Origin of the sequence: Amycolatopsis japonica, assembly GCF_000732925.1 — a bacterium.
In the GTDB taxonomy this organism is placed as follows: Bacteria; Actinomycetota; Actinomycetes; order Mycobacteriales; family Pseudonocardiaceae; genus Amycolatopsis; species Amycolatopsis japonica.
The window spans coordinates 8,370,866-8,385,928 of the sequence record NZ_CP008953.1; the positions used below are offsets into that span (position 1 = coordinate 8,370,866).

The 15,063-nt window shown below is 69.1% G+C and carries 11 protein-coding genes and 1 tRNA gene; 4 read left to right on the forward strand and 8 right to left on the reverse strand.

The window, feature by feature from the left end; genetic code table 11:
* Positions 1-33: 33 nt before the first annotated feature.
* A tRNA-Thr gene (locus AJAP_RS38880) sits at positions 34-107 on the reverse strand.
* A gap of 140 nt (positions 108-247) precedes the next feature.
* Here AJAP_RS38880 and AJAP_RS38885 point away from each other — a divergent pair.
* Positions 248-1,936: a hypothetical protein gene (locus tag AJAP_RS38885; protein WP_148311638.1), complete on the forward strand. Its 1,689-nt coding sequence runs from the start codon at positions 248-250 to the stop codon at positions 1,934-1,936.
* Positions 1,937-2,273: 337 nt separating this feature from the next.
* Here the strand turns inward: AJAP_RS38885 and AJAP_RS38890 are convergent, their stop codons facing one another.
* From AJAP_RS38890 to AJAP_RS38915, 6 genes are all read right to left on the reverse strand, one after another.
* On the reverse strand, positions 2,274-3,482 hold the full coding sequence (locus AJAP_RS38890; RefSeq protein WP_038520937.1) for a DNA polymerase III subunit delta': 1,209 nt from the start codon (positions 3,480-3,482) through the stop codon (positions 2,274-2,276).
* Complete coding sequence (locus AJAP_RS38895; protein WP_037335156.1) at positions 3,479-5,533, reverse strand: bifunctional MFS transporter/dTMP kinase; 2,055 nt, start codon at positions 5,531-5,533, stop codon at positions 3,479-3,481. Before AJAP_RS38895 ends, AJAP_RS38890 begins: the two co-directional genes overlap by 4 nt.
* 147 nt (positions 5,534-5,680) lie before the next feature.
* Complete coding sequence (locus tag AJAP_RS38900) at positions 5,681-6,295, reverse strand: hypothetical protein (RefSeq protein WP_228694800.1); 615 nt, start codon at positions 6,293-6,295, stop codon at positions 5,681-5,683.
* Between the two features lie 13 nt (positions 6,296-6,308).
* The gene (locus AJAP_RS38905; protein WP_038520943.1) at positions 6,309-7,529 is read right to left on the reverse strand and encodes a hypothetical protein; all 1,221 of its coding nucleotides are present in this window, start codon (positions 7,527-7,529) and stop codon (positions 6,309-6,311) included.
* Positions 7,530-7,563: 34 nt separating this feature from the next.
* Positions 7,564-8,337 (reverse strand): ESX secretion-associated protein EspG, encoded by a 774-nt coding sequence (locus AJAP_RS38910; protein ID WP_038520946.1) that lies wholly within the window; start codon positions 8,335-8,337, stop codon positions 7,564-7,566.
* Entirely contained in the window at positions 8,330-9,121 is a 792-nt protein-coding gene (locus tag AJAP_RS38915; protein ID WP_038520950.1) for an ESX secretion-associated protein EspG, read from the reverse strand. The genes AJAP_RS38910 and AJAP_RS38915 overlap by 8 nt, the downstream gene beginning before the upstream one ends.
* Positions 9,122-9,233: 112 nt before the next feature.
* Here AJAP_RS38915 and AJAP_RS38920 point away from each other — a divergent pair, with 112 nt between their 5' ends.
* Genes AJAP_RS38920 through AJAP_RS38930 form a run of 3 tightly spaced genes read left to right on the forward strand, consistent with a single transcriptional unit; the run spans position 9,234 to position 11,984 of the window.
* Complete coding sequence (locus tag AJAP_RS38920) at positions 9,234-9,824, forward strand: TetR/AcrR family transcriptional regulator (protein WP_038520953.1); 591 nt, start codon at positions 9,234-9,236, stop codon at positions 9,822-9,824.
* Positions 9,825-9,828: 4 nt separating this feature from the next.
* Positions 9,829-10,455, forward strand: coding sequence for a VC0807 family protein (locus tag AJAP_RS38925; RefSeq protein WP_051972738.1), 627 nt, complete (start codon positions 9,829-9,831; stop codon positions 10,453-10,455).
* An 11-nt stretch (positions 10,456-10,466) separates the two neighbouring features.
* Complete coding sequence (locus AJAP_RS38930; RefSeq protein ID WP_038520954.1) at positions 10,467-11,984, forward strand: carboxylesterase/lipase family protein; 1,518 nt, start codon at positions 10,467-10,469, stop codon at positions 11,982-11,984.
* Between the two features lie 79 nt (positions 11,985-12,063).
* Here the strand turns inward: AJAP_RS38930 and topA are convergent, their stop codons facing one another.
* Entirely contained in the window at positions 12,064-14,961 is a 2,898-nt protein-coding gene (topA, locus tag AJAP_RS38935; RefSeq protein ID WP_174492080.1) for a type I DNA topoisomerase, read from the reverse strand.
* Positions 14,962-15,063 lie beyond the last annotated feature (102 nt).

Consider the following 15,063-nt stretch of genomic DNA (forward strand, 5'->3'; position numbering starts at 1 on the left):
CCGGAGTGTTCCGAATGGGGCCCTGACCTGCGGAGCCGCCTAGGGGAATCGAACCCCTGACCTATTCATTACGAGTGAATCGCTCTGGCCGACTGAGCTAAGGCGGCGGACATCGGGCTCGCACCCGATGACGGAGCCAAGTGTAGCGGAGGCTTGAACGTCACCTTCGAGGGCCACCGTCGTTAAGGTCCTATGACGCCGGTCTCAGTTCCCCAAGATCGGCCCATCCCCACTGGAGGACCTGTTCATGCGGCAACGACTGCCCCGTGTGCTGGCGCTTCCGGCCGCCGCGGCCCTGCTTCTGCTGACCGCGGCTCCGGCGACCGCCCAGACGATCCCGACCACGCCGATCCCCGATCCGGCGAATCCGGGACAGCCGCCGATGTCGGCGCCGATCGGGCCGCAGCCGCTCGGCAAGGCGGTCGGTGACGCGGGGGCGGCGCTCGGTGTGCTGCGGCTGCTGCCGAACGCGGTGCCGACCAGCGCCATCCTGCCCGGCGCGGGCGAGTTGCTGCCGAAGCAGTCCGCGCTCGAAGCGGGGATGGGGCTTTCCAGCGCGCAGGCCAACTCCGAGGCCTACCTGAACTACGAGAAGTCGATCGCGCAGTCGTCGCCGTTCGGCCTGTCCGCCGCCGGCAACGCGCCGCAGACGCCGGGCAGCCTCGTGCAGACGGCGCTGCCGGACAACCCGAAGCCGATCAGCGGCGGCCTCAACGCGCCGAAGAACCCGCTGTTCAACCTCGGCCTGCTCAACGGTGAAGCGCACGCGCGCTGGAGCCCGACGCTCGGGCCGTGCGTCGGCACGATCGCCGATTCGAGCACGTCGATCGCGAACCTCGCGCTCCTGCCGACCATCCCGAACATCCCGGGCGCCGACCAGCTGACCCAGGCTTCCGACCAGCTCAAGGCCGGTCTCTCGGCCCTGGGCCCCCTGGCGAACCTCGGCGGGCTGCTGTCGGGCACCAGCACCAGCGCCGACGGCAAGGGCGCGGTGCTGAGCCTGCCGAACACGCTGTCGTCGCGTTCCGTCGTGCGGCTGGTCGACATCCCCGGCTCGAAGAACAAGGCCGTCGAATCGACGTCGACCCTGCAGGCGGCCAACATCGAACTGCTGAAGGGCACGCCGCTCGGCCTGACGATCAAGGTCGCCAGCCAGCCGACGCTGAGGGTCACCTCGACCGGCGAGAAGAAGACGTCGAAGGTCGAGTACAGCGCCCCGGTGCTGCAGATCGTCCGCGGTGACAAGGTGCTGTTCACGCTCGACGCGAACAACCCGACCAAGGACATCCCGATCGGGATCCCGCTGCCGTCGCTCAAGCAGGTCCCGGGTTTCGACCAGCTGAAGAACGTGCCGGTGATCGGCGGGCTGGCCGAGATGCTGAACGGCGCCACCAAGCAGCTCCCCGGCGGCGAAGCCGGGAACGGGCTCACCCTCGACATCGGGGTGCTGAAGCTGTCGATCGCCGGACTGAACCAGAAGTCGAGCGACATGACCTCGCCGTTCAAGGGCTTCCAGATGGGCGCCTCGGCGCGACTGCTGGACCTGCAGATCCTGCCGACGACGGCGCTGCAGAAGGCGCTGCCGCCGGACGCCGCGAAGAAGCTGCCTTCGTCGCTGGCGCAGGTGTCGCTCGGCGAGCAGATCGCCCGGGCGTACGCGCCCACCGGTGGTGTCGAGTGCGGCACCGCTACCCCGCCGCCCGCGGGCAACAACGGTGGCGCGGCGCCGAAGGGGCCGGTCAAGAACCTGGCGTACACCAACGCCGCCTACGACACGGTGCCGATGTTCTGGTCGGGTACGGCGATGCTGCTGATCGGTGTCGTTCTCGTGGCCGCCATGCCGGGACGGCGCCGGCTCGCGGTGGTTCCGGTCGCGAAGAAGTCGCCTGGCTTCAAGCCTTCGCCGCGGCCGCGCTCGCTGGACTCGGAGGACTAGACGGGGCGAGGAGGGTGATGAACGGTCCTTTCACGTCCCCGCGTGAGAGGACCGTTCGTACCCCCTGATCGCTCTTCAGCAGTGGGGCCTTCGCCGCTGACCGTGTGGATTTTGGTGCGTTGGATGACCTGAAATCCACACAGTCACCCCCTCCCCGCATGCCGGAGCCCGCCCCGAACCCGAAGCCTCTTCACTTACCCACAGCACTTGTCCACAACCATCCCCACCTGTGGACAACTCCCGCCACCAGCCCTTTTCCCCCTCCACCCCCGGTAGACTGGACTCGGGGACGCCCCCCTGGGAAGGGCGGGGGGTGGGGTAGGGAGCGAAGCGCGAATCAGCCCTGGCGCAGGGTGGTGACCATGGCTTCGACGGCGATCCTCGGCTTCACGTTCAGGTCGATGGCCTCGCGGCATTCCAGGACGGCTTCGAGCCGCCGCAGAATCGAGTCCGGCGCCCAGGCGGAGGCGGCCTGCGAGATTTCCGAGGCGTGGTCGGGGTGGTTCAGCGTCGCGCCCGCGCCGCTCGCGGTCACGAGCACGTCCCGGTAGAACGCGGCCAGATCCACCAGCGCGAGATCCAGAGTGTCTCGCTGCGTACGGGTCGCGCGGGACTTCTGGCGCTTCTCAAGCTGCTTCACGGCGGCTTCGGCGGCGCGTTTCGCCCCGGCGACACCCTTTCCGGTGCCATCGCCGCCCATCGCGGTGCGGAGTTCGGAACGTTCGGCCTCGTCGCGGACCTTGCTCTCCTCGCCCGCGTCGGCCTCCGCCGCGCTGATCAGCTGATCGGCGCAAGTGAACACATCGGACGGCCGCCGCAGGCCGAGCGGGATCCGCAGCACCGTCGCCCGCCGCTGCCGCGCCGCCTCGTCGGTCGCGAGCCGCCGCGCACGGCCGACATGTCCACTGGAGACGGACGCGGCCCACCGCGCACGCTCGGGCTCGATACCGTCCCGCTCCATCAGCACCTGCGCGATCGCCTCCGGCGGCGGCGTCCGCAACGTGACCAGACGGCACCGCGAGCGGATCGTCACCGACACGTCGTCCGGGTGATCCGACGGCGCGCACAGCAGGAACACCGTGCGATCCGGCGGCTCCTCGACGGCCTTCAGCAACGCGTTCGACGCGCCTTCGGTCAGCCTGTCGGAGTCCTCGATGATCACCACCTGCCACTTCCCGGTGGTCGGGCGGCGGGCGGCGGCCTGCACCAGCGAACGCATCTCGGCGACCGAGATCGAAAGGCCTTCCGGCACGACGAGCTTGACGTCCGCGTGCGTCCCGGCCATCACGGTGCGGCAGCCGGGGCACTCGCCGCAGCCGGTGCCGGTGCTGCACTGCAACGCCGCCGCGAAAACCCGCGCGGCCGTCGAACGCCCCGAACCCGGCGGACCGGTGATCAGCCAGGCGTGAGTCATCGCGCCGGGCGCGACCGGCTGGTTGTCGATGATCCGGGCGGCCGCCGTCGACGCCGAAGAAAGCGTGCGCGCGGCGGGCTCCTGGCCGACGAGCTGCTTCCAGACACCGATCAGCACAGGGGCTTCCGTCACTTCGCTTCGACCTTCTCCTCCGCCGGAGCGAGCCCGGCGAGCCTGCCGACGAGCACCGCGCGGATCGCGGTCCGCACCCGGTCGCCCACTTCGTCCTCGGTACCTTCCGCGTCGACCACGACATAGCGGTCCGGGTCTGCGGCGGCCATCTCCGTGAGCAGATGCTGCACCCGCCACTGCGCGTCCAGCGACTCCGACTTCCGCATCACCGTGCCGGGATCGGCGTCGAGCAGGATGGTGATGTCGGGCCGCAGCCTGCCGGTCGCCCAGTCCGCGAGCCCTTCGAGTTCCTGGCTGTCCAGTCCGGCGACCGCGGACAGATGCGCCAGCGGCGAGTCCACGAACCGTTCCATCACCACGACGGAACCGGCGTCGAGCGCGGGCTGGATGTCCCGTTCGACGATGTCCGCCCGCACCGCGGCGGCGGCCAGCGCCTGCGCCCGCGCACCGGACAGCGAAGCACCGGAGACCAGCTTCGCGAGCCGTTGATCGTCCAACGCCGGGTCGGCGGCCAGCACGACCGGACGCGTGCCCGCGCGCAGCCATTCGGCCAGCCGCGCGGCCTGCGTTTCGGTGTTGATCGCCCGCGTGCCTTCGAGCGCGATCAGCAGCCCGTTCACGCGACGCGGGCTGCGGCGCAAAGCGTTGCGGAGATCGGCGAGGATCGGTTCGGCCCGCCGGTCGTCCATCTGCCGGTACGCGAAGATGCCGGCGAGCAGCGCGAGGATGCCGCCGCCGACCATCACCGGCCGCGTGCCGTCGATGGTGATCGTGCCGCCCCACAGCTCGACCTCGGTCGTCCGGACCGCGCTGATCAGCACCGGCACCAACACCGTCGAGCCGAACAGCACGATCTTCATCAGCGACTGGTAGATCGCGTTGATCCGGCCGCGGATCGAGTCCTCGATCCGCGAACCGATGATCGTGACACCGGTCAGGAACGCCGTCCCCGCCCAGACACCGACGGCCGCGACCGCGACCAGCGAAACGGCGAGATGCGGCGACAGCGCCACCACGACGAGACACAGGCCCGCGGCGACGATCGAGATCCCGAACAGCCGGTCGTGCGCGAGCCGCCGCGCGAGCTTCGGGGCCACCGCCATACCGGTGGCGAGCCCGAGGAAGACGGCCAGGACGAGCAGGTTGAACGCCGCGTCACCGGCGAGCAGGCTGGACGAGTACGGCTTGGCCGAACCGATCACCGCGCCACCGGCGGCGAAGGCGCCGAAAGCACCGATCATCAGCCCGCGCACCAGCGGCGTCGTCCGCACGAACCGGGCGCCGTCGGCGATCATCTGCCGGAAGCCGAACTTCTCCTCGTCGGCAGGCTTGACCTTGGGCTTCTCGACCGCGTGGACGTTGCGCAGCGACAGCTCGGGGATCCGGGTCGCGATCACGATCGCGCTGGTCAGGTACAGCAGGCCGGTGATGACGACGGCGACCTTGGCGATGCCGAGCTGGGCGTCGCCCTGGAAGAAGTGGAACGTGGTGTTGCTACCGGTGAGCACGGCGTTCGCCCCGGCGGCGGTGATCACCGCGAGGCCGTAGGTCATCACCATGCCGAGCTGGTTGGCCGTCTCGACCTGGTCCGGACGGCGCAGCAGGTTCGGCACCGCCGCGTCCTTCGACGGGATCCACATCATCGAGCAGCAGCCGACCAGGAAGTTGCCGACGAACACCCACCACGGGGTGCCGACGAACGCGATCGACAGCAGGAACCCGCACCGGCCGAGGTCGCAGAGCACCATCACCTTGCGCCGGTCGAAGCGGTCGGCGAGCAGCCCGCCGAGCGGGGCGAACAGCAGCCCCGGCAGCAGCGACGTCAGCACGACCCCGACGAACGCGAAGTTCTGCGCGGCGTAGTTGTCGGTCAGTTTGGTGACCAGACCGGTCAGCGTGAGGAGGTTCAGCCAGTCCGCGACGCTGCACAGATAGGAGACACCCCAGATCCGGCGGAACGGCTTGATCGCCAGCACCCGCCGCACCCGGTGCATGGTGGAAGCGTCACGTCCCGACGGACCACTCGTGCCCGTCTCGGGCACCGACTGCACGCCCTCGCTGATACGCCCACCCCACTAGTCACGCGGCGCCGGGGTTGCGACCCGGGTCAACACCGGGTACCCCGACCGTAGGGCCAGGGTATCCCGATGGGTGACGTCTGGACGGACGGCCCCGTCCGGCGCTATCCGCCGGACGGGTTACCCGAAGATCCCCGCGATGCTGTTGAACAGGCTCGCGAGCAGCTGGATGGCGAGGACCGCGAAGACGATCATGAGGGCGATCGCGATCATCACGCCGGCGGTGTTCGACGACGGTTTGCCGAACCTCGGCATCTGCATGGAACGCTTGGCACGCCGAACTTCGACCTCCGCCTCCTCGTCGACCTCGACCGGCTCTTCCGGCTTCAGCCGACGGGGTTGGCGGATCAGCTGAGACGGCCTCGACGGCCAGGTCCGCTGCTGGGGCAGGATCCCGATCGGCGCAGCGCCTTGCTCACCCACCGTGCTGACGACCTTGGCGGGCGACGGGGCCGCGGTCTGCTCCGCGCCCGGGCTTTCGGCGGGCTGGTCGTCCGCGAGCATGGCCGCGCTGACCATCCTGCTCACCACTTCGGGGTCGTGCTGGACCGGTCCCGGCACCTGCACGTGGACATCGTCGGCTCCCGCCGACGGATCGGATGGGGCCGTCGTGCCGGTCGTGACCAGCCCGGACAGCGGGTCGGCGAACGTGTCGCCCGGAGGATCTGCCTGAGTGCCATCGCCTTTCACGAAGTCGGGGGCATCGAAGAAGGGAGTTCCGCCCTTCCCGCTCATGGTGACCACCTCACTACGGAATGTCCTCTGCTTCCAGGGTAACCACCTCGGCCCGCCGCACATCCGCCCAATGGGCCAGATAAATGTCACGCGCCGCGAGGCTGATCTTCACATCCTCCAGCAAAGGTTCGAAGAAAGAACGCCGGTACCGGGCATCCGTCGCGGTCGATGCGGCGAAGTACAAACCGGAGAAAACGGCGAGGAAGACGGAGACGTTGACGAGTGCGGAACTCACCGGAAGGGGGACACCCAGCAGTGTCCCCGGCGCCGATTCACGGCCGGCGAACTCCGTCACGACCTCCGGGCTCAGGATCAGCACCCCGAACACGACGAAGAACGCGAACACCAGCACCCCGAACGCCACGATCTGCACCGCTTGGGCGAAGAACAGCACCAGGGCGATGTTCAGGCGCTCGGTCTTCGTCAGCGCGCGCCTGCCAGGTGGCTCGGTGTCGTCGTCGAACGGCGTGCCGCGCAGGACGGTCGCGCCGGGCTCCACGGTCCAGGACTTCAGTTCCTTGATCTCGTCGGACAGCATCGACGCCAGGAACACGGCGCCGATCAGCACGAGGAAGCCGACCACCAGCCACAACCGGCCGGGGGTCAGCCGTTCCACCGCCTGCCACAGCTCGGCGGTGAAGAAGCTGAACATCACCACCAGCAGGAGCAGCGGCAACGCCCGCGACGCGAGCGTGCCGATGGCCCTGACCTGGGCGACCGCGCTCCGTGCCGCCCAGGTGAGGATCGAGCCGACGCCGATCCGGACCAGGAACATCAGCACGGCCAGCGCGACCAGGTTGGTGAGGATGGCGACCCACAACGGGTTGTCCCACGACACCAGCCCGGTGAGCCGCTCGCCGAGCGGCAGCACGAGCAGCCAGAAGCCGATCGTCGCCGCCATCACGGCCAAGCGGACTCTGGTGCGGCTCAGCACGCGAAGCAGCTTCGCCATCAGCCGTCCGGCGATCACCGGCACCACGACCACGGCGAACGTCAGCGCCAGCACGCCGAGCACGTAGCCGACGCCACTGCTGCGCATCCTGGCCGCGAGCACGTCCTCGGGGACGTCGAGCAGCTTCAGCAACCCGGCCAGCAGCAGGTCGAGCAGGCACAGGAACACCAGCCCCGGCGTGGACCGGCGCAACATGCCCGCTCCGCGCCTCCGCCGGTGGATGACCATCGGCAGCCCTCGCCGCCGGAACCACGCGTCGGCCGCGCGCCGGTCCAGGTCCATGCCCGCCCTCCCCAGTCGTCATCGCCCAAGGCGGCTACGTCCGGCTCAAGTCCACCGCCTCGTGCAGCCAGCCCGCCAGTGCCCGGCGGTCCATTCCACCGAACATCAGCCACCCTTCGGAAGGGGCGGCGTACAACACGAACCTCCCCAAATCGTTGTCGACGATCACGAAGCCGTAGTCCGGGTACTCGGCGTTCAGCCCGCCGAAGGCGACCAGATCGAGGATCGCCGTGCCGGTGCGCGGACGGTTCAGCGTGTCGACGACCAACCCGACCTCCTCTTCCTGGCCGGGCAGCGGCACGCCGTGCTCGTCGATCCTGATGCGCATCGGCTCGGTCTCCCCGGCGGGGACATGCGGGAGCCCGCCGAAGACCCGGGCCCCCAGCTCGCCGAAATCGCTGAGGCTGAACGTGGTCCGCCGCCCCGACCGCATCCGCCAGACGACCGCTTGATGCCCGTCTCCGTAGCAATCGACGCGCACCGAGCGCGGCGCGGAGGCGAAGACGCCGGTGAGGACGCCTCGCACAGAGCCGCGCAGCATCACGCCGTGCATCTGGACCGCGGCCGGATGGATCTCGCCGTTCTCCATCAGCCCGGCCTCTTCGAGCATCGCCGCCTTGGCCGCGTACCGCTCGGCCTGGGTGACGAGATCCGCCGGCTCGTCGTAGGACGGGCACAAGCGGCGGATCTCGTCGTCGGTGATCTCCGGGTCGTAGCCCAGGTACACGCTCCGCCGCTCGGGCACCGCGCGCAGCACCGGCTCGGCGGCACGCCTCATCAGTTCCTTCACGGTCGCCGGTTCACGCATGGTTCTGCACCGCCTTCACGATCCATTGCTCGGCCGTCGACCGGCTGGCCGGGCCCCAGGTGAGCGTCCAACGGCCGTCGCCGTCCATCGCCGCGCTGAACTGGTACCGGCCGAGGTCGTTGTCCACCAGGCCGAACGCGCCGTGCGGATACTCGGCGAGGATGGAGTTCCGCACCGCGAGATCGACGAGGACCGTGCCGTGCCGCGGCCGCGAAGCGCCTTCACGGATCACCTCGACGGCCTCGCGGGCCCTCAGCGGGATCAGCCCGCCCGCGTCCGTCACGATGCGCACCGTCTCGCCCGTGCCCGGCGGATGGTCGGGCAGGCCGTCGAACACCCAGCCCGGCAGCGCGCTGAGGAAACCGGACCGCAGCCGCGCTCGCCTGCCGAGCTTGTTCAGCACCGTGGTGTAGTCCTCGTCGCCGAAGAACCGGACCTCCCACGGCTCCGGACGCGACGGGAACACGCCGGTCACCACGCCGCGGATGAACCCGCCGCGCAGCGCGCGATACAGCCCGACGGCCTCGGGCGTGACCTCACCGCCGGGGGCCAGCCCGATGGTCGCCATCCCGCTCACGAACCGGGTGTACTGCTCCACCTCCTCGGCCAGGGTGAGCCCTGGAGTCGGCTCCTCGTCGGCCAGCACCGGCGGCACGGCGAGCTCCGGGTCGTAGAACTCCATCACCGAGGGACGCTCCGGAACCTCGGCTGCCAGCGGGGCGATGACCTCGTCGATGACGTCGAAGACAGCGGTCGTTGAAGTGCTCACCTGACCATTGAACACCCTGGTACCGACAATTTTTAGAACTTTTGTTCGAACGGGTGAGGTGGTTCGGCGAGCGGTCGGTGAGCGGTCGCCGGTGGACGGATTTGCTCACCTGAGCTATTTTTTGCTCATGCAAGCAAAAGCGAAGTCGTTCACCGAGAGTGCGAGACGGGCACAGATCGTGGCGGCGGCCATCGAGACGATCGCGGAGCTCGGCTACACCCGCGCGTCGTTCGCCCGGATCGCGAAACAGGCGAAGCTGTCGAGCACCGGGCTCATCTCGTACCACTTCGCGAACAAGGAAGAACTCGTCCGCACGGTCCTCGAAGACGTCTTCCGCGAGATCGGCGCGTTCATGGCCGAGCGGATGAGCGAACCCGCGTCGGCGAGCGAGGCGCTGCGGACGTACCTGGAGGCGAACCTGGAGTTCGCCGCCGCGCAGCCGACGCGGATGCGCGCGTTGCTGAACATCTTCCTCGGCGGCGCTCTCGACTACGACCCGGCGAGCGAACGGGCGGCGCTGGAACCGGTCGAACGCATCCTGCGCTGGGGCCAGGAATCGGGCGAGTTCCGCGAGTTCGACGTGCACGTGATGGCGACGACCATCCGGCGTTCGGTGGAAGGCCCGGTGTTCCTGCTCGCCGGAACGCCGGAGCTGGATCTCACCACCTACGCGGCCGAGCTGGTGACCCTCTTCGAACTCGCGACCCGAAGGCAGTGATCCCGTGATCCGGCAGTGGGGTGTGGTGCTGCTCGAAGTCGTCGTGCCCGTGGCGGGGTACTACGTGCTTCGTGGCTTCGGCGTCGACGTGCTCTTCGCGCTCGCCCTCTGCGCCCTGCCGACCGTGCTCTTCGTCCTCTACCGAGCGATCCGCTGGCGGAAGATCGACACTCTCGCGATCTTCGTGCTGACGATCTTCGCGATCAGCGTCGGCGTCTCGTTCGTCACCGGCAGTCCCCGGTTCATGCTGGCGAAGGCGGGCTGGGTCACCGGGGTGATCGGCGCCGGTTTCCTGGTCTCGCTGCTGTTCGCCAGGCCGCTCGCGTTCGGCATGGCCCGCTCGATGATCGCGAAGAGCCGTTTCGCGGACTCGCTGCGCGCCGCCGAATGGGACGAACTGTGGCCGCGGCACGCGTGGTTCCGGCGTGCGTGGCGGGTCGCGACCGTCCTGTGGGGTGTCGCCCTGGTCGCCGACGCCGCCGGGCGGGTCCTGCTGGCGTACACGCTGCCGGTCGATTGGGTGCCCGCGCTCGGCACCGCGCTGTACGGCGTCACGTTCGTCGCCGTGCAGGTTCTGCAACACCTCTATTTCCGCCGCGTCGGGCTCTGGCGCCGGCTCGCGGCCTCTTGAAAGGACCTCTCATGCATCTTCTGCTGGCCATCGTCACCGGCCTGCTCACGATCGTCGCCCCCGTCGACCCGCTCGTCGTGCGCACCGACGCGGGGCCGGTCCGCGGAATGGACTCCGGGCCGACCCGGACGTTCGACGGGATCAGGTTCGCCGCGCCACCCGTCGGCGAGGATCGATGGAAGCCGCCGCGACCGCCCGAACCGTGGAAGGAGGTCGCGGACGCGACGAAACCCGGCGCCGCCTGCACCCAGCTCATGCCGGGCAGCGCCGAGGACTGTCTCTTCTTGAACGTCACCGTGCCGCGCGACGCGGGGAACCGACGGCTGCCGGTGCTGGTCTGGCTGCACGGCGGCGGCTACACGATGGACGCGGGAAGCCTTTACGGCGCACGACGCCTGGCGGATCAGGGCGACGTCGTCGTGGTGACGACGAACTACCGGCTCGGCGTCTTCGGCTACTTCGGCCTTCCGGGGCTCGCGGGCTCCGGCGATTTCGGCTTCATGGACCAGCTTTCCGCGCTGCACTGGACTCAGCGCAACATCGCCGCGTTCGGCGGCGACCCGCGGAACGTGACGGTGGCGGGGCAGTCGTCGGGCGGGATGAGCACCTGCGCGCTGCTCACCTCGCCCGCCGCGGCGGGCCTGTTCCACAAGGCCGCGATCATGTCCGGCTCATGCCTGCTGAACTGGCCACCCGGCGGTCTCATCCCGAACCAGGAAGCCCAAACGCCCTACGCCCCGCTCGCGAAAACGGAAGCCGACGGCGCGGCGGTGGCCGCGAGTCACGGCTGCGAGGGCCCGGACACGCTCGATTGCCTGCGGCGTCTTCCGGCCGCCGATCTGCTGAAGGACAACCAGACTTTCGCCAACCACCTGACCTACGGGACCCCACTGCTCCCGCTCGACCCCGCGAAAGCCTTGCGGCGCGGCGCTTTCCACCGCGTGCCGGTGATTTCGGGCGGCACGCACGACGAGATGCGGGCGTTCATCGCCGGGGTCGAGAAGCTCAAGCCGATCACCGAGGAGCGCTATCAGGAGCTCTTGCGGAAGTCGTTCGGCGAGTACGCGGACGAGGTCGCGGCCGAATACCCTTCGCGGGACCACCTGTCGCCCGCGATGGCCTGGGCGACCGTGACCACCGACCGGTCGTGGGCCTGCCCGACGACCGAAGGGAACCGGCTGCTGTCGCGGCGGACCTCCGTGCACGCCTACGAGTTCGACGACAAGAACGCGCCGAACGTCAACGGCAACGACGTCCCCACGGTGCCGCACGGCGCGGCGCACGCGCTGGACCTGGTCTACCTCTTCGAGCTCAGCGGGGTGGAGGAGTCGCTGGACGCGGCGCAGCAACGGCTTTCGCGGCAGATGATCGCGTACTGGACCACCTTCATGCGCACGGGTGATCCGAACGCGCCCGGATCGCCCCGATGGGATTCGGATGCCGTGCTGTCGCTCGCCCCGGACGCGATCCGGCCTGTCGCGCACGACGTCGACCATCGATGCGGCTTCTGGGCGGGCCTGCGCTCCTGACGAGCGTCCCGTGTGCGATGAAGGGGCCTTTCATAGCAAATTTTGCTATGAAAGGCCCCTTCATCGCACTTGACGGGAGCTACTTCGTCTTCGTGGCCGTCGAGCGCGTCGAAGGCTTCTTCGCCGCCGTCGACTTCGCCGCCGCGGTCTTGGTCGCGGTGGTCTTCTTGGCCGCGGTCGTCTTGGTGGCCGCCGTCTTCGACGCCGCCGGCTTGCGCGCCGGGGCCTTGCGCTTGGGCGCCGGGCCCTTCGCGCGCTTCTCCGCCAACAGTTCGGCGGCACGCTCGGCGGTCAGCTCCTCGATGCTGTCCGACTTCCGCAGCGTCGCGTTGTACTCGCCATCGGTCACGTACGGACCGAAGCGGCCGTCCTTGACGACCATCGGCTTACCGGACACCGGGTCGTCGCCCAGTTCCTTCAGCGGCGGCTTCGCGGTCGCCGACCGGCCACGCTGCTTCGGCTCCGAGTAGATCTTCAGCGCCTCTTCGAGCGTGATCGAGAACAGCTGGTCCTCGGTGGTGAGCGAACGCGAGTCCGTGCCCTTCTTCAGGTACGGCCCGTAGCGCCCGTTCTGCGCGGTGATCTCGTCGCCGGATTCCGGGTCCTTGCCGACGACGCGCGGCAGCGAAAGCAGCTTCAGCGCGTCTTCGAGGTTCATCGTCTCGATCGACATGGACTTGAACAGCGAACCCGTCCGCGGCTTCGGCTGCTTCGCCTTCGCGGCCTTCTTCTGCGCGGCGGTCGCGCCTTCGGGCAGCGGCTCCGGCTCGGGCAGGAGCTCGGTGACGTACGGGCCGAAGCGGCCTTCCTTCGCCACGATCTCGTGTCCGCTGACCGGGTCCTTGCCGAGCACGCGGCCTTCCTGCGGCGTCGCGAACAGCTTCTCCGCGATCTCCTTGGTCAGCTCGTCCGGCGGCAGGTCCTCGGGCAGGTTCGCCCGCTGCGACGTCCCGTCCACCTCGCGCTCGAGGTACGGGCCGTAGCGGCCGACGCGCACGACGACGGTGTGCCCGTCGGCATCGCTGAACAGCGGGATCGAGTTGATCTCGCGGGCGTCGATGTCCTCGACACCCGAGCCGACCAGCTTCTTCAGCCCGCCGAGACGGCCGACGGAACCGTCGACACCCATGTCGCCGCCGAAGTAGAACTTCGACAGCCACTGCGTCCGGTGCTCGTCACCGGCGGCGATGCGGTCGAGCTCGTCCTCCATGCCGGCGGTGAAGTCGTAGTCGACAAGCCGCTCGAAATGCCGCTCCATCAGGCCGATCACGGCGAACGCGACCCAGGAGGGCACCAGCGCGGAGCCCTTCTTCCACACGTAGCCGCGGTCCTGGATGGTCTTGATGATCGACGCGTACGTCGACGGGCGGCCGATGCCCAGCTCTTCGAGCTTGCTGACCAGGCTCGGCTCCGAGTAGCGCGCCGGCGGCGACGTGGTGTGCCCGTCCGGGCTCAGCTCGGTCGCGGTCAGCGCCTGGTCCTTGACCAGCTGCGGCAGACGGCTCTGCTTGTCGTCGGCCTCGCCACCGCTTTCGGTGTCGACGGCCTCGACGTACGCCTTGAGGAACCCGGCGAAGGTGATCGTGCGACCCGACGAGGCGAACGTGCACTCCTCGCCGCTGGTGGCCGTGCCGACGATGCGCACCGACATCGTGGTGCCCTTCGCGTCCGCCATCTGCGACGCGATCGTGCGCTGCCAGATCATCTCGTAAAGGCGGTACTCGTCGGTGTCCAGATCCTTCGCGACCTGGCCCGGCGTGCGGAAGACCTCACCCGAAGGACGGATCGCTTCGTGGGCTTCCTGCGCGTTCTTCACCTTGCGGGTGTACTGGCGCGGCGACGGCGAGACGTATTCCTTGCCGTACAGCTGCGTCGCCTGGCTGCGCGCCGCCGAGATCGCCGACTCCGACAGCGTCGTGGAGTCGGTACGCATATAAGTGATGTACCCGTTCTCGTACAGCTTCTGCGCGATCCGCATGGTGCGCTCGGAGGTGAACCGCAGCTTGCGGCCTGCCTCCTGCTGCAGGGTCGAGGTCATGAAGGGCGCGTACGGCTTGCGCGTGTACGGCTTCTCCTCGACGCTCGCGACCTTGAAGTCGCGGTTCTTCAGCGCCTCGGCCAGCCGGACGGCGTCGGCCTCGGCCAGCACGCGGATCTCGTTGTTCGAAGCCTTGAGCTGCCCGTCCGAACCGAAGTCACGGCCCGTGGCCAGCCGGGCGCCGTCGACGGCGATCATCCTGGCCGGGAAGTTACGGGGGGACGCCTCGGCACCGGCGTCCATCGTCGCGGAGATGTCCCAGTACGACGCCGAGGTGAAGCGCATGCGCTCGCGCTCCCGCTCGACCACGATCCTGGTCGCCACCGACTGCACGCGGCCCGCCGAAAGCTTCGGCATGACCTTCTTCCACAGCACGGGCGAGACCTCGTAGCCGTAGAGCCGGTCCAGGATGCGGCGGGTCTCCTGCGCGTCGACGAGGTCTCCGTCGAGCTCACGGGTGCTGTCGGCCGCGGCGCGGATCGCCTGCTCGGTGACCTCGTGGAAGACCATCCGGCGCACCGGGACCTTCGGCTTGAGGGTCTCCAGCAGATGCCACGCGATGGCCTCGCCCTCGCGGTCGGGGTCCGTGGCGAGGTAGAGCTCGTCGACGTCCTTCAGCAGGCCCTTCAGCTCCGTGACCTTGGACTTCTTGTCCGGCGTGACGACGTAGAGCGCCTTGAAGTCGTTGTCGACGTCGACACCCAGCCGTGCCCACGACTCGCCTTTGTACTGGGCGGGCACGTCGGCCGCGCCGCGGGGAAGGTCGCGGATGTGTCCGACGGAGGACTCCACGACGTAGTTACCGCCGAGGTACGGGGCGATCTTGCGGGCCTTGGTCGGCGACTCGACGATCACCAGCCGACGACGGCCCGCGCCGTCGTCCGACGCCGCGGTCTTCTTCGTCCGTGCTCCTGCCACGCTGTCCTGCTCTCCGCTCATCTTCGGCGCCTTCGCGCCGCCTCTCGACCCGTCAGTGTGCACGCTCGCACCGCCTGGACCACGGCTAGGTGGCGCAACACGCCGCCGATCGTGTGTCCAGCG

Excerpts from the sequence above, each read along its gene's own strand:
- AJAP_RS38885 (WP_148311638.1), top strand. The coding sequence starts at position 248 with ATGCGGCAACGACTGCCCCGTGTGCTGGCGCTTCCGGCCGCCGCGGCC.
- AJAP_RS38900 (WP_228694800.1), bottom strand. The coding sequence starts at position 6,295 with ATGAGCGGGAAGGGCGGAACTCCCTTCTTCGATGCCCCCGACTTCGTG.
- AJAP_RS38905 (WP_038520943.1), bottom strand. The coding sequence starts at position 7,529 with ATGGACCTGGACCGGCGCGCGGCCGACGCGTGGTTCCGGCGGCGAGGG.
- AJAP_RS38910 (WP_038520946.1), bottom strand. The coding sequence starts at position 8,337 with ATGCGTGAACCGGCGACCGTGAAGGAACTGATGAGGCGTGCCGCCGAG.
- AJAP_RS38920 (WP_038520953.1), top strand. The coding sequence starts at position 9,234 with ATGCAAGCAAAAGCGAAGTCGTTCACCGAGAGTGCGAGACGGGCACAG.
- AJAP_RS38930 (WP_038520954.1), top strand. The coding sequence starts at position 10,467 with ATGCATCTTCTGCTGGCCATCGTCACCGGCCTGCTCACGATCGTCGCC.
- topA (WP_174492080.1), bottom strand. The coding sequence starts at position 14,961 with ATGAGCGGAGAGCAGGACAGCGTGGCAGGAGCACGGACGAAGAAGACC.